The organism is Bifidobacterium sp. B4111, assembly GCF_026537235.1.
Lineage (GTDB): Bacteria > Actinomycetota > Actinomycetes > Actinomycetales > Bifidobacteriaceae > Bombiscardovia.
On the sequence record NZ_JAFNMO010000004.1, the window covers coordinates 1 to 19,585 of the forward strand.

General features: G+C 61.9%; 19 protein-coding genes and 1 pseudogene. 18 read left to right on the forward strand and 2 right to left on the reverse strand.

The features are described from left to right. Window positions 1-47: 47 nt before the first annotated feature. On the reverse strand, window positions 48-707 hold the full coding sequence (locus J3T93_RS07130; protein ID WP_267431121.1) for a hypothetical protein: 660 nt from the start codon (window positions 705-707) through the stop codon (window positions 48-50). 322 nt (window positions 708-1,029) lie between these two features. On the opposite strand from J3T93_RS07130, the pseudogene J3T93_RS07135 reads away from it, so the two are divergent. The 15 genes and pseudogenes from J3T93_RS07135 (at window position 1,030) to J3T93_RS07205 (ending at window position 14,560) form a co-directional block, all read left to right on the forward strand. Next, a pseudogene (locus tag J3T93_RS07135) lies at window positions 1,030-1,805 on the forward strand (hypothetical protein). Window positions 1,806-1,856: 51 nt separating this feature from the next. Further along, the gene (locus J3T93_RS07140) at window positions 1,857-2,297 is read left to right on the forward strand and encodes an RpiB/LacA/LacB family sugar-phosphate isomerase (RefSeq protein WP_045924139.1); all 441 of its coding nucleotides are present in this window, start codon (window positions 1,857-1,859) and stop codon (window positions 2,295-2,297) included. 50 nt (window positions 2,298-2,347) lie between these two features. Further along, a complete protein-coding gene (locus J3T93_RS07145; RefSeq protein WP_267400191.1) occupies window positions 2,348-3,124 on the forward strand; it encodes a triose-phosphate isomerase family protein in 777 nt (258 codons plus the stop codon). Between the two features lie 230 nt (window positions 3,125-3,354). Beyond that, window positions 3,355-4,026, forward strand: coding sequence for a translation initiation factor IF-3 (infC, locus tag J3T93_RS07150; protein WP_029676114.1), 672 nt, complete (start codon window positions 3,355-3,357; stop codon window positions 4,024-4,026). Further along, a complete protein-coding gene (gene rpmI / locus J3T93_RS07155) occupies window positions 4,007-4,201 on the forward strand; it encodes a 50S ribosomal protein L35 (RefSeq protein WP_024627165.1) in 195 nt (64 codons plus the stop codon). Before infC ends, rpmI begins: the two co-directional genes overlap by 20 nt. Before the next feature lie 48 nt (window positions 4,202-4,249). Then, on the forward strand, window positions 4,250-4,633 hold the full coding sequence (rplT, locus tag J3T93_RS07160) for a 50S ribosomal protein L20 (protein ID WP_015021618.1): 384 nt from the start codon (window positions 4,250-4,252) through the stop codon (window positions 4,631-4,633). A gap of 117 nt (window positions 4,634-4,750) precedes the next feature. Next, a complete protein-coding gene (locus tag J3T93_RS07165; RefSeq protein WP_267431122.1) occupies window positions 4,751-6,520 on the forward strand; it encodes a spermidine synthase in 1,770 nt (589 codons plus the stop codon). Between the two features lie 110 nt (window positions 6,521-6,630). After that, on the forward strand, window positions 6,631-7,560 hold the full coding sequence (gene xerD, locus J3T93_RS07170) for a site-specific tyrosine recombinase XerD (protein WP_267431123.1): 930 nt from the start codon (window positions 6,631-6,633) through the stop codon (window positions 7,558-7,560). 45 nt (window positions 7,561-7,605) lie between these two features. Next, window positions 7,606-8,445 (forward strand): ParA family protein, encoded by an 840-nt coding sequence (locus J3T93_RS07175; RefSeq protein ID WP_024627161.1) that lies wholly within the window; start codon window positions 7,606-7,608, stop codon window positions 8,443-8,445. Then, entirely contained in the window at window positions 8,442-9,245 is an 804-nt protein-coding gene (locus J3T93_RS07180; protein WP_267431124.1) for a segregation and condensation protein A, read from the forward strand. Before J3T93_RS07175 ends, J3T93_RS07180 begins: the two co-directional genes overlap by 4 nt. Further along, window positions 9,242-9,904, forward strand: coding sequence for an SMC-Scp complex subunit ScpB (gene scpB, locus J3T93_RS07185; RefSeq protein ID WP_267431125.1), 663 nt, complete (start codon window positions 9,242-9,244; stop codon window positions 9,902-9,904). The genes J3T93_RS07180 and scpB overlap by 4 nt, the downstream gene beginning before the upstream one ends. Before the next feature lie 114 nt (window positions 9,905-10,018). Beyond that, window positions 10,019-11,938, forward strand: coding sequence for a translational GTPase TypA (gene typA / locus J3T93_RS07190; protein ID WP_267431220.1), 1,920 nt, complete (start codon window positions 10,019-10,021; stop codon window positions 11,936-11,938). A 71-nt stretch (window positions 11,939-12,009) separates the two neighbouring features. Beyond that, window positions 12,010-12,474, forward strand: a complete 465-nt coding sequence (locus J3T93_RS07195; protein ID WP_267431126.1) for an alcohol dehydrogenase — start codon at window positions 12,010-12,012, stop codon at window positions 12,472-12,474. After that, window positions 12,471-13,457 carry a prephenate dehydratase domain-containing protein gene (locus J3T93_RS07200; protein WP_267431128.1) on the forward strand — a complete coding sequence of 329 codons (987 nt, stop codon included), beginning with the start codon at window positions 12,471-12,473 and terminating at the stop codon, window positions 13,455-13,457. The genes J3T93_RS07195 and J3T93_RS07200 overlap by 4 nt, the downstream gene beginning before the upstream one ends. A 65-nt stretch (window positions 13,458-13,522) precedes the next feature. Next, window positions 13,523-14,560 carry a prephenate dehydrogenase gene (locus J3T93_RS07205; RefSeq protein ID WP_267431221.1) on the forward strand — a complete coding sequence of 346 codons (1,038 nt, stop codon included), beginning with the start codon at window positions 13,523-13,525 and terminating at the stop codon, window positions 14,558-14,560. On the opposite strand, the gene J3T93_RS07210 is transcribed toward J3T93_RS07205, so the two are convergent. After that, on the reverse strand, window positions 14,550-14,822 hold the full coding sequence (locus tag J3T93_RS07210; RefSeq protein WP_267400180.1) for a DUF6725 family protein: 273 nt from the start codon (window positions 14,820-14,822) through the stop codon (window positions 14,550-14,552). The genes J3T93_RS07205 and J3T93_RS07210 overlap by 11 nt on opposite strands. Window positions 14,823-14,893: 71 nt before the next feature. Here J3T93_RS07210 and J3T93_RS07215 point away from each other — a divergent pair, with 71 nt between their 5' ends. From J3T93_RS07215 to J3T93_RS07225, 3 genes are all read left to right on the forward strand, one after another. Continuing rightward, window positions 14,894-15,859 carry a tyrosine recombinase XerC gene (locus tag J3T93_RS07215; protein ID WP_267431129.1) on the forward strand — a complete coding sequence of 322 codons (966 nt, stop codon included), beginning with the start codon at window positions 14,894-14,896 and terminating at the stop codon, window positions 15,857-15,859. A gap of 137 nt (window positions 15,860-15,996) precedes the next feature. After that, the gene (locus J3T93_RS07220) at window positions 15,997-17,676 is read left to right on the forward strand and encodes a peptide ABC transporter substrate-binding protein (protein ID WP_267431130.1); all 1,680 of its coding nucleotides are present in this window, start codon (window positions 15,997-15,999) and stop codon (window positions 17,674-17,676) included. A gap of 78 nt (window positions 17,677-17,754) precedes the next feature. Beyond that, a complete protein-coding gene (locus J3T93_RS07225; protein ID WP_267431131.1) occupies window positions 17,755-19,416 on the forward strand; it encodes a peptide ABC transporter substrate-binding protein in 1,662 nt (553 codons plus the stop codon). Window positions 19,417-19,585: the final 169 nt, after the last annotated feature.

The window sequence follows — 19,585 nt, forward strand, 5'->3', positions numbered from 1 at the left end:
ATGTGGTTTTCGCCGGACCATGCTCGTCCATGATAAGCTCCCCCTCCTCACATGACACTTTGCCACCAGCTCCATTCTCCAACATTTGTCGGATTGCCGGGGAGGCCGGACCGCCACGGGCGGTTTTCGACATTTTGGGGTGCATCCCCTTGCCGGGGTGTATGCATCATGACGGTGACGGGCTTGTCGCCACCGGGTCCTGCGCCAGCGGGGGAGCAGGATCGAAAGAATGGAACAAATGACGAGCAGAATGCACGTGACGATGATCGGGGTGATGCTGCTTTCGACTTGGGCCAGTATCCCGGTGATGCCGTTTTCTGCTCGCGGATGTCCGGCGGCGGCGACGTGGACGTGTAGTTCCTGGTCACGAGGCCATCGGCGCTGGTGGTGGTGATTGATGCGTCGGCACCGTTCTTATGGGTGTGCACGCTCATGCCGGATCGTTCGTCGTATTGCGGGACGATGGTCCATTGGTCGGTCCTGGGCACCTCGACCGTGTATTGGCGGGTGTCCGGGTTGAAGTGCTGTATATCGTGGCCATTCACCTTGATGCCGGTCAGACGGCCACCTGGGTGGCTGGGGGGAGGGGTGATGTAGATGATCGTGATTACATGCTGGACGAAGTTTCTGAGATCCCCCGGGGCAACGATGTTGACGGTGTACCGGTAGGTCATGCCCTTGGTCTTCGACGTGGTGACGACGGCCACCTGTCCTGTTTTGGCCTGGTAGGAGAATACGCCGCCATTCGGGATGGTGTATTGTCCTTGTCCACTGTCACGTACTTGCCATCGGCATCGACATATCCGTGCGCTTGCAGGTCGGTGTCGTGTTCGTACTCCGTCTGCGTGCCTCCCTGACGGATAGGCTGTTTCGGCGTGGATGTCCCTACTGCAGGGTTCGGTTCTCAGCTGTCCACTACCGGTATCGTGATAGGTTCGGGAGCTGTCATCAGTGCAGGTGCAATCGGGGTGGATCTCGGGTTGGTTTCCATAATCGACATCGTAATTTGCATCCCTGAGTTCGCTGCCGGTGTCTGACTGTTCTCCCAAGCTCATACAACGGTATTACCCTCGCTTTCAGGTAAGCGACGGCTCTGAGTATGCCATCAAGGACGACGCCCTGGCACAGGTTTCCAGCATGCTCAAATCACTACCTTCGGTTTTGCTGGCCCCAATATTGCTGATCATCGGCACCATCGACAAGGCGTTCTTCTCCCAGAGCTCCGTCGGTTATGTGATTACGCGATTTTTTGGGAATATTGTGATCGTCTTGCTGCTGTCGACCCTGTACGCGCTGATCTTCTTGGGGCTCGGTTCGGGCATGACCGCCAAGAGAACATTGAGTCAGAGCAAGACCAGCTTAAAAGATGTCGTCAATGTTCTGCTGATCATTGGCGAAGGCGGTGGCCTTAAGGAAATGCTGCAGAGCACTGGTCTGAGCGCTCAAATAGCAACAACCACATCCAAGTGGGCCATTCCCACCGTTCTGTCGGCTTGGCTGATCGCTACGCTCTTCCGAGTCGCTCTTGGGTCTGGCACGGTCACTGTGGCGGCTGCAGCGGGCATTGCGGCTCCGATGGTCGCACAAACTGGTGATTTGCAAAAGGCGCTGGCTGTTCTAGCCATCGCCGTAGGAGCGATGATCTTTCTCATGCAAATGATGGTGCCTTCTGGCCCTTCCAGGAGCATCTGGACATGACAGTTCTTCAGGAGTTGAAAACATGGAGCTTTCTGGTGACTGTCCAATCGGTGGTAGGTCCGATTGCTCTGCTGCTGGTGGATGCCGTCCTAGGCATTGTGGTATAGGCCGCTAGCCCGCTACGTCGATATTCGAGATTCAAGGAAAGGTGAAAGATAATGAGACTGGCGTTTGGAGCCGATCCTAATGCTGCAGGGTTGAAGAATGTGCTCATGGAGGAGGCAAGACGTCTAGGTCACGAGGTGATCGATTTCCCTACTGATGATCCGATCTACGCCAACGTGGCCATCGCCCTTGCGCAGTCCGTGGTTAGGGGCGAAGCGGATCGAGGCGTCCTGCTGTGCGGGACGGGTCTAGGCGTTTCGATCTCGGCCAATAAGGTGCCGGGAGCCTATTGCGCTTGCGTATCGGACATATACCAAGCCGAGCGTGCCCGCCGCAGCAATGATGCGAACATCATCGCCATGGGTGCTCAGGTTCTGGGGCCCGAAACAGCCAAATCCCTGTTAAGGGCCTATCTGGACAGTGAGTTCGATCCTGATTCCAGAAGTGGCCCGAAGGTGGCGCGCATCCGCGAATTTGAGCTTCATCAGCAATGATGAATCCGTGGGCAGCAGATAGTCAATTTTAATAGCGCAGAGTGGGGAAGATGAACAAGCCGATTGTAGCTATAAGCCTGAAAATGTATTTTACAAGAAAACAGACACTGGCATATTGTCGACGATTAGCCGATCTTCTCAATGCCGCAGCCCTTCCACTGGACAAGGTGACCATGGCGGTTTTGCCGGATTACCTTACGGTGGAGCAGGCTGGGCAGGCCCTGCTGTCCACGGATGTTCATCTTGGTATTCAGGATGTATGCGATCAAGATCGTGGCCCGTTTACTGGAGAGGTCTCGCCCCGGGATGCTTTTGATCTGGGTGTGACCGTGGCCGAAGTGGGTCATGAGGAACGCCGTCGCCTGTATGGGGAAGATGATGAACTCATCGGGCGGAAGGTTCTTGCATGCTGGCGCAATGGATTGACACCCCTGCTGTGTGTGGGTGAGCTGAGCAACCACGGTCCTGAGGCAGCCGCTGATTATTGCTTAAAACAGATCGAAATGGGGCTGGGTGAGAAGCCTGACCTTCCAGCCTGGATTGCATATGAACCCGTCTGGGCCGTCGGAGCTTCCCGCCCCGCTCCAGTTGAATACGTCCAAGAGGTATGTTCGATTATCAAAAACAAGCTTGGCCCCCAATGCCACAATTTGTCGCTCATATATGGAGGGGCCGCTGCTCCGGGATTGTTGACTGAGCTATGGCCAACTGTCGATGGGGTCTTTCTAGGTCGTTTCGCGCATGATCCCGCTGCTTTCCTGGAAGTCGTGAAAGAGGCCTGGCGCCTGATCAGCCAGGACTCGGAGGTCCAGAACGGTCAGAGTTGACCGCTTATCGGCATTGTGCTAATATATCCAACGGCTTGAGAAATCAAGAAAGCGGGTGACCCACCTGGAAGTCTCTTATGACTTCGGGTTCGAGAAGTGGCGGTGCTCTGTTGTGTTTTACAGAATCGCTCATGAATGCGAAAGCGCATCGTTTGCAGCGATGGTCTTTTCGCCTGGACTCATGTGGATTGGCTGCAGGCAGTGGATGTTGTGGTATTTGAGAAGGAGTCATCATTAGCGACGAACCAAGGATTAACGACGATATACGAGTGTCTCAGGTACGCCTGATCGGGCCCAACGGCGAACAGGTGGGAATCATTGCGACCTCCGTCGCCCTCAACCTGGCCAAGGAGGCCAACCTTGACCTGGTCGAGGTTGCGCCCAAGGCCAAGCCTCCGGTCGCCAAGCTCATTGATTACGGCAAGTTCAAATACAACGAGAAGATCAAGGCTCGTGAGGCGCGCCGCAATCAGAGCATGTCGGAGATCAAAGAGATCCGCTTCAGATTGAAGATCGACGACCACGACTTCGAGGTCAAGGAGGGGCACGTGCGCCGCTTCCTGTCCGCCGGAGACAAGGTCAAGGTCACTATCATGCTGCGTGGGCGCGAGCAGTCCCGGCCCATCGGCGGCGTGGAGCTCCTGCGTAAGCTGGCTGACGACGTCGCGGATCTGGGCTCCATCGAGTTTGCCCCCAAGCAGGAGGGGCGCAACATCATCATGACCCTGTCGCCCAAGGGCAAGAAGGTCCACACCCAGTCCGAGCAGCGTCGGCGGGGCGGTCAGGCCCGTGCCGAGCGCAAGGCCCGTCAGGCGGCCCATCTGGCTGCCAAGGCCGACAACAATACTTCTCCCAAGCAGATGAAATCCAAGGAGGGCAGCAATGCCGAAGATGAAAAGTAACTCCGCCGCATCCAAGCGCGTCCGGGCCACGGGTTCGGGCAAGCTCATGCACGCCGGGACCGGTATGCGCCACAATCTGGAGCACAAGTCGGCCAAGAAGCGTCGTCACCTGTCCACTGACGAGGTGCTCGCTCCGACCCAGTCCAAGAACATGAAGAGGATGCTGGCCCGCTGAGCGGGTGCTGTCGCGTCGAGTGAGATTTTAGAAAGCTGAGGAATATCTATGGCACGAGTCAAGCGGGCAGTCAACGCGCATAAGAAGCGTCGGGTCGTCCTGGAGCGGGCGTCAGGCTACCGTGGCCAGCGCTCCCGTCTCTACCGCAAGGCCAAGGAGCAGCTGCTTCATTCATATACATACAACTTCCGGGACCGCAAGGCCCGCAAGGGCGACTTCCGCAAGCTGTGGATCCAGCGCATCAACGCCGGATGCCGCGCCCAGGGAATCACCTACAACCGCTTCATCCAAGGGCTGCGCTTGGCCGGCATCGAGCTGGACCGTCGCGCCCTGGCCGACCTGGTTGTCAACGACATCGACACCTTCAACGCCATCGTGGCTGAGGCCAAGAAGGCCCTGCCTGCCGATGTGAACGCTCCGGTCGCTGCCTGATCAGCGGACCCGAACACCGCATTTCAAGAACCTCGCCTTTCGCGGGGTTCTTTGCATATTTGACCATTCCTCAGCGGGACGGTAAGTTGATTGACGACAATGATGCCGGGAGCAGCCATGAACGATGATCACAGCGCAAACGTGTCGGCTGTATCGGCAGCATCGGCCGGTCAGTCCAGTCCATCACCGAGTAGCGGCAGATCCAAGCCGGCCAGGATCAATCAGTCGCGCCCCATCCTTCAGTCGCGGATCTTTCTCTATGTGACTGAGTTCTTCTCGGGGATGGCCGTCATGGCCGCTGAGCTGGGAGCATCCCGCCTGCTGGCTCCTTACTTCTCGTCCTCCCAGATCGTATGGACTATCATCATCGGGACCATCATGATCGCTCTAGCCTTGGGCGCCGTCGTCGGCGGCCGTTGGGCCGACCGGAACCCTGACCCGGACAGGCTCTACCTGTGCATTATGGCCGCTGCGGTCTGGATTGCCCTGATCCCACTGGTCGGCAAGTATCTGATCATCCTGATCTCGGGGCTGCTGATCGTGGCCGTATCCACCAACTTCCTGGTCCTGGCAGCTTTCATCTCCTGCCTGATCATCTTTGTTCCGCCCCTCTTCCTCCTGGGCACCATCACCCCCGGACTGGTCAAGAGCGCCACCGACTCCCTGGACGACAACGCTTCGGTGGTCGGCCGGCTCAGCGCCTGCAACACGGTAGGTTCCATCCTGGGCACCTTCCTGCCCACCTTTGTGACCATCCCGGCAGTGGGGACCTTCGTCACCTTTCTGATCTTCTCGGGGATACTGCTTCTGGTGGCCTTGGTCTACTTTCTTTCATCCCAAGCGCATCGCCAGGCCTGCCTGATCGCCACGGTGGCCTTTGTGGTCTCGGCCGCCCTGTCTCCGATGACGGGGTTCGCCTTCTGGGAGAAGGGCCTGACCTACGAGGGCGAGTCCATCTACAACTACCTGCAGGTCAAAACCCTGGCGGACAGAACCATCCTTTCCACGAACGTCCTCTTCGGCGTTCAGTCGGTGACCATGAAGCATCCCGGGATGACCGGTATGTACTACGACACGGCCCTGGCGGCACCGCTCATGGCTGATCAGGCCCGCTCGGCTCTGATCCTGGGCATGGGGACCGGGACCTACGCCCGGCAGCTGAGGCGGTACTATCCTCGGATGGCCATCCAGGGGGTGGAGATTGACCGGACCATCAGTGACCTGGCCACCAAGTATTTTGATCAGCCCGCCGATATTCCGGTTTCCACCTACGACGGGCGAGCCTGGCTGGCAGCCAGTGGCCAGCGCTTCGACCTGATCGTGGTTGATGCCTATCAGGACATCACCATCCCCTTCCAGATGAGCTCCACCGAGTTCTTCACCCTGGTCAGGAATCACCTGAATCCGGGCGGGGTCATGGTGGTCAACATGAACATGATCGACGACGGTCAGGGGTCCATCAATGCGGCCCTGACCAATACCATCACCAGGGTCTTCGGATCCGATGCCATCCTGACGGCCGACGTGCCCCAGACCACCAACCGCGAGCTCTTTGCGCGCCGCCCCGCTTCCGAGGATTGCTCGGGATCAGAAGGGGATAACCAGGGCAAGAAGGCGGCCATGAGAGACTATCCGCATTCCGACCTGCTGGCGGAGGCTGCCTTCAGGGTCAGCCCTGATCCGGACCTATCCGCGATGATGGAGCAGGTCAGCACCCGTCTGAGCACGGTTGGGAATGCAGAGGGAAGAGTATTGACCGATGACAATGCGCCGGTGGAACTGCTGGGCATGCATGCCATCGACAGGATCATCAGCAGGGAGGCCGGACCCTACCGACGGATTCTTCAGCAAGAGGGGATTCAAGGGCTGGTCCGGGAGCTCTCTTGAGCGGTCGCGGCAATACCGAGCGCGTCGGAAGCATGGAAACAGGGGGAGTGGAGCGTTAGAATGTGGCCTACAGACCAGCACTGATGAAGAGAACCGGAGGTTAAGCGGTAGTGGACGGCGATCATCAGGAGGGGCTGACCGCCCTGCTGGATCAGTTCCTGGCCTATACCGGGCTGGAGCGGGGTCTAGCCCCTGCCACGGTCAAGGCCTACAAGTCCGATCTGACCATGTACATCAATTGGCTATCCGCTCGAGGCATCACCAACCTGGAACAGATCAAGACCGCCGATGTGGAGGGTTTCCTGGCCCATCTGGCCGATGAAAGTCCAGCCAGCCGCTCCCGAAGGATGGCCGCCGTCCATGAGTGGCACCGGTTCGCCCTCAAGCAGGGGGTGACCGACCAGGATGTCTCCCGTACCGTCAAGGCTCCCAAGGGCACCTCGGTCCTGCCCGATGTGTTGGACGTGGACCAGGTGGCCCGGCTGCTGGATGTGGCTGCCATGGGCGGGTCCAAGGATCCGGTGGTCCTGCGGGACAAGGCCCTGCTGGAGTTTATGTACGCCACCGGCTGCCGGGTCTCGGAGGCCGTCGGCACCGACTTGGAGGACATGGACCTTAACGAGCGGGTGGTCCGTCTGACCGGCAAGGGCGACAAGCAACGTCTGGTGCCCATGGGCTTCTACGCCTGCCAGGCCATGCAGGCCTACCTGAATCTGGGACGGTCCAGCCTGTGCGATCGGGCCACCAAGGGCAGGGAGCTGCGTGCCGTCTTCCTCAACAAGCGGGGCAAGCGGCTGACCAGGCAGACCGTCTGGCAGGTGGTCAGGGATGCCGGACGCCGGGCGGGCCTGAACAGACCACTGCACCCCCACACCCTGCGGCACTCCTTCGCCACTCATCTGCTGGAGGGAGGCGCCGATGTGCGTTCGGTTCAGGAGCTGCTGGGCCACGCCTCGGTGACTACAACCCAGATTTACACACACGTCAGCCCCCAGGCCCTGATGGAGACCTACCAGACGGCCCATCCTCGCGCTCGCTGACCCGCCAACCCGCGAATGCGGTCGGAAACTTGATAGGGTAGAAGCATGCCTACGGATTTGTTAGGGCGCGAGTATGAGACGTTCGCTGCCCCGGAGCCTTTGAAACAGCACGGCCCGGCCCGTGTTCTCGCCATGTGCAACCAAAAGGGCGGCGTGGGCAAGACCACCTCATCCATCAATATCGCCGGGTCCCTGTGCCAGTACGGGCGACGGGTGCTGATCGTGGACTTCGACCCCCAGGGCGCGGCCACCGTGGGTCTGGGCATCAATGCCAACAGCGTGGATAACACCATTTACACCGCCATGTTCGACACCTCTCTGGATGTCCATGAGGTGGTCCGGCACACCCGTTTCGACGGCCTGGACATCATCCCGGCCAACATCGATCTGTCGGCCGCCGAGATTCAGCTGGTCACCGAGGTCGGCAGGGAACAGGCCCTGGCGGCCACCATCCGGCCCCTGCGGCAGGAGTATGACGCCATCATCATCGACTGCCAGCCCTCGCTCGGCCTGCTGACCGTCAACGCGCTGACTGCTGCGGATGGGGTCATCATTCCCGTGGCGGCCGAGTTCTTCGCTCTGCGCGGCGTGGCCCTGCTCATGCAATCCATAGAGAAGGTCCGCAGCCGCATCAACCCTGATCTGCAGATCTACGGGGTGCTGGTCACCATGTACACCAAGACCCTGCATTCGGACGAGGTGCTTCAGCGCATCTACGAGGCCTTCAAGGGCAAGGTCCTGCACTCCATCATCAGCCGGTCCATCAAGCTGCCCGATGCCACGGTGGCCGGCGAGCCCATCACCATGTTCGCCCCCGAGCACAAGACGGCCAAGGAGTATCGGGAGGTAGCCCGGGAGCTGATCGCCCGCGGCATCGTGGCGTGAGCGGATCAGCGGACGGTTTCGCCGTCGACCTGGATGTCTACCAGGGACCCTTCGACCTGCTGCTGGGCATGCTGGCCAACCGCAAGCTCTCACTGACGGAGGTCTCCCTGGCCTCCATCACCGGGGAGTTTCTGGACTATGTGCGCACCCTGGACTTCAGTCAGGGATTGGACCAGGCCAGTGCCTTCCTGGATGTGGCCTCGGTGCTGGTCGAGGCCAAGAGCGCTGCCCTCCTGCCTGTGGAGGACGAGTCCATGCGCGACCAGGCCTCCATGGATGCCCTTCGGGAGCGTGATCTGCTCTTCGCCAGGCTCCTGCAGTACCGGGCCTTCAAGCAGGCGGGGCAAGACTTTCGAGCCAGGCTGGCCGCCAACTCGGGCCGCTACCCGCATCCCGGCCATCTGGAGCCCGAACTCGCCCATCTGCTGCCTGATCTGGTCTGGACCCTGAAGCCGGAGGATCTGGCCCTGCTCTGCGCCAACGCCCTGGTTAATGCTCCGGCCTCCCAGGTTCGTCTGGACCAGCTGCACGTGCCCCTGGTCGACCTGAACAAGGAAGCCAAGCAGGTTCGCCAAGCCCTGCTGGTACAGCCCGGGCAGCCGGTGGCCTTCGCCGATCTGGTCGCCTCCTCCATGGGCCGCGCGCAGGTGGTGGCCCGATTCCTGGCCGTGCTTATTTTCTTTAGGCAGGAGCTGATCCAGTACCGTCAGGATGGCCCTTACCAGCCGCTCTACCTGCGCTGGGTTGGGCCTACCCATGAGCCGGAAACGGCCTTGATCAGTGAGGGGGACTTCGCATGAGCCAAACCTCGGCTCCCGACACCCGTCCCGAATATGTGGACTTCGACGTACAGGACTTTCCGGGCGGACTTACCGCCTGCCTGGAGGCCATTTTGGTGGCCACGGACCGACCGCTGACTGCAGAGGACTTCTCCCGGGTGCTGGCTGTGGATCCGGACCTGGTCAATGCCGCCCTGGAATCGTTGGCCGAGTCCTATAACGACCGAGGATTCGAACTGCGCCGGACCGCCCGGGGCTGGCAGCTGACCAGCCGGGCCGCCTACCAGCCCGTGGTGGAGGCCTTCGTCAAGGACGGCCAGACGGCACGCCTCTCCCAGGCGGCCCTGGAGGCCCTGGCCATCGTGGCCTACCGCCAGCCCATGACCCGTGCCCAGGTGGGCCAGATCCGCGGGGTCAACTCCGACGGGGTCATCAGGGCCCTGCTGGTGCGCGGCCTGGTTCGCGAGGAGGGCCTGGACGAGCAGAACCATGCCGCCCTGCTGGTCACCACCGACCTCTTCCTTGAGCGGATGGGCTTGCAATCCTTAGAGGATCTGCCCTCCTTGGCCCCCTTCCTGCCCGACGAGGACTCGGCCCTGGCCCAGGCTCGCCAGGAGCTGTCCGGCCAGCTTCAGTCTCCGGATCCGGCCCAGGGTTCGCCCCGGGGCGAGGAGGAGTGAACGCCTGTCACACAAGGCGGTTACACTTGTCTCTGTTTGTCCGATTCCGGGACCAAGCCAGCCGGCAGACAGGCCGGTAGGGGCATGGATAGCATTCACGAGAATGAGGTTTTGATGGCGGTACGCGGCGATATACGAAATGTGGCGATTGTGGCACACGTTGACCACGGCAAGACCACCCTGGTCAACGCCATGCTGCAGCAGTCGCACGTCTTCTCCGAGCGGGAGGAGGTGCCCGACCGGGTCATGGATTCCAACGACCTGGAGAAGGAGAAGGGCATCACCATCCTGGCCAAGAACACCGCCGTCAAGTACACAGGTCCGCTGGCCGCCAAGCTGGGCGAGCCTGACGGCATCACCATCAACGTGGTGGACACCCCCGGCCACGCTGATTTCGGCGGCGAGGTGGAGCGTGGCATCTCCATGGTCGACGGCGTGGTTCTGCTGGTGGACGCCTCCGAGGGGCCCCTGCCTCAGACCCGCTTCGTCCTGCGCAAGGCCCTGGAGGCCAAGCTGCCCGTCATCCTGGTCATCAACAAGACCGACCGTCCCGATGCCCGCATCTCCGAGGTGGTCTCCGAGTCCACCGATCTGCTTCTGGGCCTGGCCCAGGATGTGAGCGAGGAGGGAGTGGATCTGGATCTGGATTCCCTCCTGGACCTGCCGGTCATCTACTGCGCAGCCAAGGCAGGTAAGGCCTCCGTCAACCAGCCCGCCGACGGCGCCGTGCCCGACAACGACGATCTGGAGCCCCTCTTCGAGGCCATCCTGACCAACATCCCCGCCCCGGAGTACGAGGAGGGTGCCCCTCTGCAGGCCCATGTGACCAACATCGACGCCTCCGACTACCTGGGCCGTCTGGGTCTGGTGCGCATCTACAACGGCACCCTGAACAAGGGTCGCCAGTACGGCCTGTCACGCGTGGACGGGTCCATCGAGAACTTCAAGCTGACCGAGATTCTGCGCACCAAGGGCCTGCAGCGCTCGCCGGTGGACGAGGCCGGCCCCGGTGACATCGTGGCTGTGGCCGGCGTGGAGGACATCATGATCGGCGAGACCATCGTCGACCAGGACGACCCCCGCCCCCTGCCTCTGATCCACGTTGACGATCCGGCCGTCTCCATGACCTTCGGCACCAACGACTCGCCCCTGGCCGGCACCGAGGGCAAGGATCACAAGCTGACCGCCCGTATGCTCAAGGACCGTCTGGACCGCGAGCTGATCGGCAACGTCTCCATCAAGGTGTTGCCCACCGACCGGCCCGATGCCTGGGAGGTCCAGGGTCGTGGCGAGCTGGCCCTGGCCATCCTGGCCGAGCAGATGCGCCGCGAGGGCTACGAGCTGACCGTAGGCCGCCCCCAGGTGGTCACCAAGACCGTGGACGGCAAGCTTCAGGAGCCTATGGAATCCGACACCATCGACGTGCCCGAGGAGTACATGGGCGCGGTCACCCAGCTCATGGCCGATCGCAAGGGCCGCATGGAGACCATGACCAACCACGGCTCCGGCTGGGTCAGGATGCAGTTCACCGTGCCCTCCCGTGGCCTCCTGGGCTTCCGCACAGCCCTGTTGACCGCCACCCGCGGCACCGGCATCTCCTCGTCGATCTCCGCCGGCTACGCCCCTTGGGCGGGCGACATCAAGACCCGGCAGAACGGATCCATGGTCTCCGACCGCTCGGGCAAGGCCAGCCCCTATGCCATGCAGAAGCTCCAGGCCCGTGGCGAGTTCTTTGTCAAGCCCCAGTCGCCCGTCTACGAGGGGCAGATCGTGGGCATCAACAACAAGCCCGGCGACCTGGACATCAACATCACCCTGGAGAAGCACATGACCAACATGCGTTCCTCCACCGCCGATGTGCTGGAGACCCTGACCCCGCCCATCGACATGAGCCTGGAGGAGTCCCTGGACTTCGCCAACGATGACGAGTGCGTGGAGGTGACTCCCGAGTCCATCCGCGTGCGCAAGATCATCCTGGACAGAGATGCCTGGTACAAGTGGAACGCCCGCCAGCGCAGGGCCAACAAGAAGTAAACCCGCTCTCACAATCAGAACAGTCCGACCCGGCCGCCCCACGGTGACCGGGTCGGACTAGTCTTGAACCCATGAAGTCTCAGGTTTCCAAATCCAAGGACCAGGCCCCCTCCCATTCGACCGGGGAGTCAGGCATGGCGAGCCCCTTCCGTTGCCTGTTGGGCCTGCCCATCGGCCTGGCGGTGGGCGTGCTGGGAACCCTGGTCCAGCGCTCCAGGGCCGCTCAGGGTCTGCCCTGGGGGATGGTCCTGGCCTATCTGCTGGTGGCCCTGGCCGCCTGGTGGGTCCGTTGCGACAGCGGCACCATGGGTCTGGCACTGCATTTGGTGGCCTCGACGGTCATGGTTTGGCTGCTCTCCATGCGCGGACCGGGCGGCGATGTGCTCATGCCCTACGCCAACTTTCCTACATTCTTTGCCAAGTATGCGGTCTTCCTCTGGATGGGCGGGCTGGTCCTGATTCAGACCCTGGCCATCTGCCTGCCGGCCTCCTGGTTTGCCGACGGCCCCCTGCGCCGTCAGGGGCGACCAGTATGAGTCAGGATTCGTCAGGAAAGCCGGCGACTGTGCCCGACCGGGTCTCCCTGTACTTCCTGGGTCCCGAGGGAACCTTCACCCATCAGGCCGCCCTTGAGGCCGCCAACCTCATGGAGACAAGGCTGGGTTGCCAGGCTGACTTGCGCCCCTGCCCGGATGCGGCTGGCATCGTGGCCGCCGTGGAGGAGGGCCGAGGCTGGGGAGTGCTGGCCTGGGAGAACAACGTGGAGGGCCATGTGGTGCCCAACATGGACGCCCTGATCGACGCTCAAGCGGTAGCGGGCTTCGGCATGGTCCGTCTGCCCATCGTCTTTGACGCCTTCGTCCGGGCCGACCATGGCCCCCTGGACCAGGTCGCTGCACATCCCCACGGCCTGGCCCAGTGCAAGGGCTTCATCAAAGAGACCGGCCTCAATCCCGTGACAGCCAACTCCAACGCCGCTGCCTGCCGTGATCTGGGCCCCAACCAGGTGGCTCTGGGGCCGCGCATCTGCGGAAGCCTCTATGGACTGGAGACCTATCGGCGCGAGGTGCAGGACTATCAGGGGGCCCGCACCGACTTCCTGCTGCTGGCTCCCCGGGATCAGGCCGCCCGGCTGGCACGGCGTCTGGCGCCGGGCGGGGATTTCGAGTCCATCGTCACCTTCATTCCCCTGAACACCGGGCCGGGCGTGCTGGCCAACCTGCTGGACCGCCTGCGCGATGCGGGCCTGAACATGACCTCATTCATGTCCCGGCCCATCAAGGGGCACGACGGGACCTACAGCTTCGTAGCCAGCATTGACGCCGCACCGTGGCAGAAGGGTCTGCATCAGGTGCTGGCCGACCTGCTGGACAAGGGGGACTGGCTCAAGACACTGGCGGTCCATCCGCGCACCCCGCATCCAGCGCCCCCCATCCGCGAATGGATGCTGCCCAGGGCGGGGGCCTTCCGGGGTGAGGACCCCGATTCCGAGACGATCAGCAAGGAGTTGTTATGGTAGATGAATCCGCGCCCTTCTCACACATGGACCTGTCCGGTCCCGAGCACATGCATCCCATGGCAGGCATGGCCGCCTCGCCGGTGCTGACCTCGGCCCACAAGATCGCCGTGGCAGGGCTGGGCCTGATCGGCGGATCGCTAGCCCGCCGTCTGGCTGCCCGGGGCCGGTTCGTGATCGCCTGGAACCATAATGACCGTCCCTATGAGCAGGCCCGCAGCCAGGGGATCCATTGCGTGGACACCCTGGAAGAGCTGGCCAAGGGCAAAGCAGACGTGCTGGTGCTGGCCACCCCCTTGCGGGCCATGCCCGAGGTGCTCAAGGCCCTGGCTCCGGTGCTGACCCGGGGCACCACCCTGACCGACGTGGGCAGTGTCAAGGGTCCGGTCCGCCAGCAGGTCGAACAGGCCGGTCTGGCCGATCGTTATGTAGGCGCCCATCCCATGGCCGGCAGCGAGGGCTCCGGTTACGAGGACTCGGACCCGGCCCTCCTGGAAGATGCCCTCTGGGCCCTCTGCGTCGATGAGCATACGGACTACAGCCGCTTTTTGACTGTGGCTGACATGGTCACCCAGGGGCTGGGCAACCGGCTGATTGTCCTGGACGATGCCACCCATGACCGGGCCGCGGCACTGATCTCGCACATGCCCCATGCGGTGGCCACCGCCCTGGCCAACATGCTGGCCACATCGCCTGACCGCCGTGTGGCCTCGGCCCTGGCGGCCGGATCCTGGCGTGACATGACCCGGGTGGCCCTGACCGATCCTGAGCGGACCCGGGCCATGGTGGAGGAGAACTCCGACCAGGTGGCCGACCTTCTGGATGACTTGGCCGAGAATCTGCAGGGCATGGCCTCCCTCTTGCGGAACCAGGAGCCGGCGGCCGATAAAAAGCGCCAGGACTTCTTCCTCCAGGCGGACCCCTTCCGGCGTTACAAGGCCGCCCTGGGCGACCAGGAGCAGATGTCCACCACCGACCTTGAGCTGGATCCGCAGGAGGGCAACTGGCGTCAGGAGCTGCTGGATTCGGCCCTGCGCGGCGAGCAGGTCTCGGCCTTCCTGACCACCAGCCGGGCCCGGGTGCTGCACCCTCCGGTCATCGACTGAGATCAGGTGGGTCCGGGCGGGGCGAACGGCGTTCCGGGACCGGCTTCAGTGCCACCATGTCTGCCGCTTGCAGGGTCACACGTTCCCCGGGACGCGACCCATTGGCCGCCGGGTCCCTGTCCAGGATCAGCCGCCGTCCGTCCCAGTCGACCGCATGGCCCACGTAGTCGCGGAACTTGGGCCTTCCGTCTTCCGGGTCCGGTCCCAGGGCAATCCTGACCACCAGCCGCGCTCCGGCCGGTATGGTTGCTGGCAAACGCATGGCCATCCACCTCCGGGGTCAGTATCGCCTGCGGCTGCGACGAGGGTTAAAGCGCCTAGACTGTATTGCACATGCTGCACAGCCAAGCGAAGGGAGCGCCCGTAGTGGATCAGGATCTGCAGGACTTCACCGACTATCTTTCCCGGGTGGCAGGCAAGAGTCCCAATACCGTCCGCTCCTACCGGGCCGACCTGGCAGGCTTTCTGCACCTGATGCATCTGCATGGCATCGATGATCCCGCGCAGATCGACCTGGCCACCATCAGGTCCTGGCTGGCCCACGAATCCGCCACCCACGCCCGCTCGACCATGGCCCGGAAGACAGCCGCTCTCAGGTCCTTCTTCGGCTGGCTGAGCCGGCATGGCCGCATCAAGACCGACCCAACCCTGGCCCTGAGCAGCCCTAAGCAGTCCGAGCACCTGCCACGAATCCTGACGCACGACCAGGCCCGCACCCTGATGGATACAGTTGACGAGGATCCGGTCGAGCACCGGGAGGACCAGGAGGTTCAAGCGGCCCTGCAGGTGCGGGACGCGGCCATGCTGGAGCTGCTCTACGCCACGGGCATGCGTGTGGCCGAGCTCTGCGGACTGGACCTGGATGATGTGAACCGGCACAGCCGAACCGTAAAGGTCCTGGGCAAGGGATCCAAGGAGCGGGTCCTGCCCTATGGCCTGCCCGCCGATCGTGCTCTGGACCGTTGGCTGGGGGAGGGGCGGCCGGTCCTGGCGGGCGCAACGGCCAAATCGGCCCGCAAGGCCGGTCAGGCCCTCTTCCTGGGTCAACTGGGCGGCAGGGTTGGTCAGCGTCAGGTCCGCAAGGTGGTCCACCAGGCGGCCGGTCAGGCCGGGGTGCCCGACATAGCCCCCCATGCCCTGCGGCACTCGGCCGCCACGCATATGCTGGATGGGGGAGCCGACCTGCGCGAGGTTCAGGAGATGCTGGGCCACTCCTCCCTGCGGACCACCCAGCGCTACACCCACGTTTCCATCGAGCAGCTGCGGGCCCGGTACAGGCAGGCTTTTCCAAGGGCCTGAAATCCGGCAAATGAGACAGGACTTGTCTTGGGAAACATCCTGGTATCAGAATATGGCGTATTGTAACTTGAACATCGGTCAAAGACTTTCGGGATACAGGCGAGACGTTGATAACCAGCTAAAGGGGAGCGGCAGGAATGAAGAAAAGTTCACAGCTCACGGTGGTGTCAGCGGTCATCTGTGCCTTGGCGCTTCTGGCCAGTGGCTGCGGTAGTGGCGGCAGCAGTACCGATACCGAGGGTGCCGAGCAGTCGTCCGGCGACCAGGCCAGCAAAAACGCCGTGGTGTCGGTCCATGGGTGCGAGCCGGCCAACCCGCTCATTCCCAGCAGCGCCGCGGAAAGCTGCGGCGGGCAGGTCGTGGACGCCATCAACTCCAAACTGATCCGCTTCGATGACCAGGGCAAGGCCCACAACGATCTGGCCTCGGAAATCAAGGGCAACGACGACATGTCCCAGTACAAGGTCACCCTGGCCGACGGGCGCAAGTTCTCGGATGGCACCCCTATCACCGCCAAGTCCTTCACCAGGGCCTGGTCCTGGAGCGCCAATGTGTCCAACGGCCAGCTGAACGCCAGCTTTTTCTCCAATATCAAGGGCTTTGATGACCTGCAGAAGCAGGGCGTGCCTACGGATGCCCAGTTCTCCGGATTGAAGGTCATCGATGACAAGACCTTCACCGTGGACCTCATTTCGCCCTCGTCCACCTTCCCCATTCAGGTGGGCTATACCTCTTTTGCGCCCCTGCCTGAATCCTTCTACAAGAATCCCAAGGCCTACGGGGAGAACCCGGTCAGCTCGGGTCCCTACAAGTTCGAATCCTGGCAGCACAACGTCATGATCAAGCTTCGCAGGAACGACGGCTACGACGGGGAGGTCAAGGTCCGCAACGGCGGCATCGACTATAAGGTCTACACGGACCTGGGTTCCGCCTATTCCGATGTACAGGCGGGCAACCTGGATGTGATCGACAGGATTCCCACCTCCGCCGTCAAGACTTTCATGACCGACAGCATGGTTCAGAGTTATAACAAGCCCGGCTCCACCCTGCAGATGTTCACCATTCCTACCACGATGGAGCATTTCGGCCAGGATCAGGAGGGCCACCTGCGCCGCCTGGCCATCTCCATGGCGATTGACCGGAAGATGCTGATCGACAAGGTCCTGGGCGGTCTGGGCGTGCAGCCCACCGACTTCACCGCGCCGACCATTCCAGGCTATACCAAGGATCTCAAGGGTTCGGACAACCTCAGGTACAACGCCAAGAAGGCCAAGGAGTACTGGGCCAAGGCCGATGCCATCAGCAAGTGGCCGGCAGACAAGAGCTTCCAACTGCTTTACAGTTCGGATGGCGGAGCCAAGGACTTCTACGACGGCATGGCTAACTCCATCAAGAACACGCTTGGCATCAAGGCCGAGGCCTCTCCCGTGCCCACCTTCAGCGAGTTCCGCGGCAACATCAAAAAGCGCCTCTATAACAATGCGGCCTTCAGGTCTTCATGGTCGCCCGACTATCCATCGCCAGAGAGCTATCTGATGAGCAACTTCGCCAGCTCGGCGGCCGATGGCAACGGATCCAACGATGGCGACTACAAGAACTCCAAGTTCGACGCCCTGCTGAAGCAGGCTGCCAAGGCCAAGGATACCGATGAAGCCAACAGGCTCTTCCAGCAGGCTGAGGAGATCCTTCTACAGGACATGCCGGCGGTTCCGCTCTATTATGGAAACAACATTGGCGCCTCCGCCAAGAAGGTCCATGGGATGCGTCTGGGCTGGGATGGCTATCCGATCTTCCCGGAGCTGTCCAAGGACCAGTAATGATCGTGCCGGAAACGGCATGAACCGCCGTCGATGACTGGCGGTTCGGGAAACCAACCAAAGGAAAGAGCAAGATATATGAAGAAGCAATCGGCCCTGACCATTGCGGGTGCCGGACTGTGCGTCATGGCACTCACGCTGGGTGCCTGCGGCGGATCCGGTGGATCGGACTCCTCTGCCAAGGGGACCAACGGTGGCAGCTCGAATGCCGTCATCTCGGTCTTCAACCCTGAGCCGGCCAATCCGCTCATCCCCAGCATGACCAACGAGGTGGGGGGTGGCAACCCCATCGACGTCATGTTCTCCAAGCTGGTCCGCTTTGACGACAAGGGCAAGCCAGTCAACGAGATCGCCAAGCAGATCAAGGCCAACGAGGACAACACCCAGTACACCGTGACCATCAACGACGGCTGGAAGTTCTCGGATGGCACCCCGGTCACCGCACAGTCCTTTACCAAGGCCTGGTCTTGGGCGTCCAGCATCGCCAACAAGCAGCTGGGCTCCAGCTTCTTCGCCAACATCAAGGGTTATGACGACCTGCAGAAGGAGGGCACCCCCAGCGATGCCCAGCTGTCCGGCCTGAAGGTCATCGACAACAAGACCTTCACCGTTGATCTGACCTCGCCTTCCTCCACCTTCCCCATCCAGGTGGGCTACACCGCCTTTGCGCCCCTGCCTGAGTCCTTCTATAAGGACACCAAGGCCTTCGGTGAGAAGCCGGTGACCGTGGGACCCTACAAGTTCCAGTCCTGGGAGCACAACAAGTCCATCAAGGTCGTCAAGGACCCCGCTTACAAGGGCGGCGTCAAGGTCAAGAACGGCGGCGTGGAGTTCCGCTCCTACACCGATGCCACCGCAGCCTACCGCGACGTGCAGGCCGGCAACCTGGATGTGCTGGACACTCTGCCCGCCTCGGCTCGTAAGACCTTCCAGACCGACAACACGGTCCAGGCCATCAACGACCCAGGCTCGGTCATCCAGATGTTCACCATCCCCACCTACATGAAGCACTTCGGCCAGGATGAGGAGGGCCACCTGCGTCGTCAGGCCATCTCCATGTCCATCGACCGGCCAACCATCATCAAGAAGGTGCTGTCCGGAACCGCCAAGGAGGTCCACGACTTCACTGCCCCCGTCATTCCCGGCTATTCAACCAGTATCAAGGGATCTGACGTGCTCAAGTACAACCCGTCCAAGGCCAAGGAGCTCTGGGCCGAGGCCAACAAGATCTCCCCATGGAGTGAGGGCGACACCTTCAAGATCGCCTACAACGCCGATGGCGCCCACAAGGAGATCTACGACGCCGTCACCAACTCCATCAAGAACGCCCTGGGCATCCAGGCTGCAGGCAACCCTCTGCCCACCTTCAGCGAGTTCCGCTCCAACGTGCAGAACCGCAAGTTCACCGACTCGGCCTTCCGCTCCGGTTGGCAGCCCGACTACCCCTCGCCCGAGAGCTACCTGTCCAGCAACTTCGCCAGCTCGGCAGCCAACGGCAACGGGTCCAATGACGGCGACTACAAGAACCCCGAGTTCGACGGCCTGATGGACAAGGCAGCCTCCGCCAAGAGCATCGACGAGGCCAACAAGATCTACCAGCAGTCCGAAGAGCTGCTCTTCCGCGACCTGCCCGCAGTTCCGCTCTACTACCAGAACTCCAACGGCGTGGCCGCCAAGAACGTCCAAGGATTCTCCTTCAACTGGAAGGGCGTCCCTGCTTACTACAACATCAGCAAGTGAGATGACGGGAGCCTGAATCCCGCACCTGACAGCTGACACCGCCCGGGCCGGCGCGGAAGGATCCATTCCGCGCCGGCCTTGGTGTCTTTGCACCCCTGTTGAGGTGTGCTGGTAGACTCAAACAAGAATTTTTGCGGCGGCCCCGATCCCCATGCCGATCCCGGTCGCG

Bases quoted from the DNA above. Each gene is read 5' to 3' on its own strand.
- typA (WP_267431220.1), top strand. From the start codon at position 10,019: ATGGCGGTACGCGGCGATATACGAAATGTGGCGATTGTGGCACACGTT.
- J3T93_RS07195 (WP_267431126.1), top strand. From the start codon at position 12,010: ATGAAGTCTCAGGTTTCCAAATCCAAGGACCAGGCCCCCTCCCATTCG.
- J3T93_RS07215 (WP_267431129.1), top strand. From the start codon at position 14,894: ATGCTGCACAGCCAAGCGAAGGGAGCGCCCGTAGTGGATCAGGATCTG.
- J3T93_RS07175 (WP_024627161.1), top strand. From the start codon at position 7,606: ATGCCTACGGATTTGTTAGGGCGCGAGTATGAGACGTTCGCTGCCCCG.
- scpB (WP_267431125.1), top strand. From the start codon at position 9,242: ATGAGCCAAACCTCGGCTCCCGACACCCGTCCCGAATATGTGGACTTC.
- J3T93_RS07220 (WP_267431130.1), top strand. From the start codon at position 15,997: ATGAAGAAAAGTTCACAGCTCACGGTGGTGTCAGCGGTCATCTGTGCC.
- J3T93_RS07165 (WP_267431122.1), top strand. From the start codon at position 4,751: ATGAACGATGATCACAGCGCAAACGTGTCGGCTGTATCGGCAGCATCG.
- J3T93_RS07145 (WP_267400191.1), top strand. From the start codon at position 2,348: ATGAACAAGCCGATTGTAGCTATAAGCCTGAAAATGTATTTTACAAGA.
- rplT (WP_015021618.1), top strand. From the start codon at position 4,250: ATGGCACGAGTCAAGCGGGCAGTCAACGCGCATAAGAAGCGTCGGGTC.
- J3T93_RS07225 (WP_267431131.1), top strand. From the start codon at position 17,755: ATGAAGAAGCAATCGGCCCTGACCATTGCGGGTGCCGGACTGTGCGTC.
- J3T93_RS07210 (WP_267400180.1), bottom strand. From the start codon at position 14,822: ATGCGTTTGCCAGCAACCATACCGGCCGGAGCGCGGCTGGTGGTCAGG.
- J3T93_RS07205 (WP_267431221.1), top strand. From the start codon at position 13,523: ATGGCCGCCTCGCCGGTGCTGACCTCGGCCCACAAGATCGCCGTGGCA.
- rpmI (WP_024627165.1), top strand. From the start codon at position 4,007: ATGCCGAAGATGAAAAGTAACTCCGCCGCATCCAAGCGCGTCCGGGCC.
- J3T93_RS07140 (WP_045924139.1), top strand. From the start codon at position 1,857: ATGAGACTGGCGTTTGGAGCCGATCCTAATGCTGCAGGGTTGAAGAAT.
- J3T93_RS07200 (WP_267431128.1), top strand. From the start codon at position 12,471: ATGAGTCAGGATTCGTCAGGAAAGCCGGCGACTGTGCCCGACCGGGTC.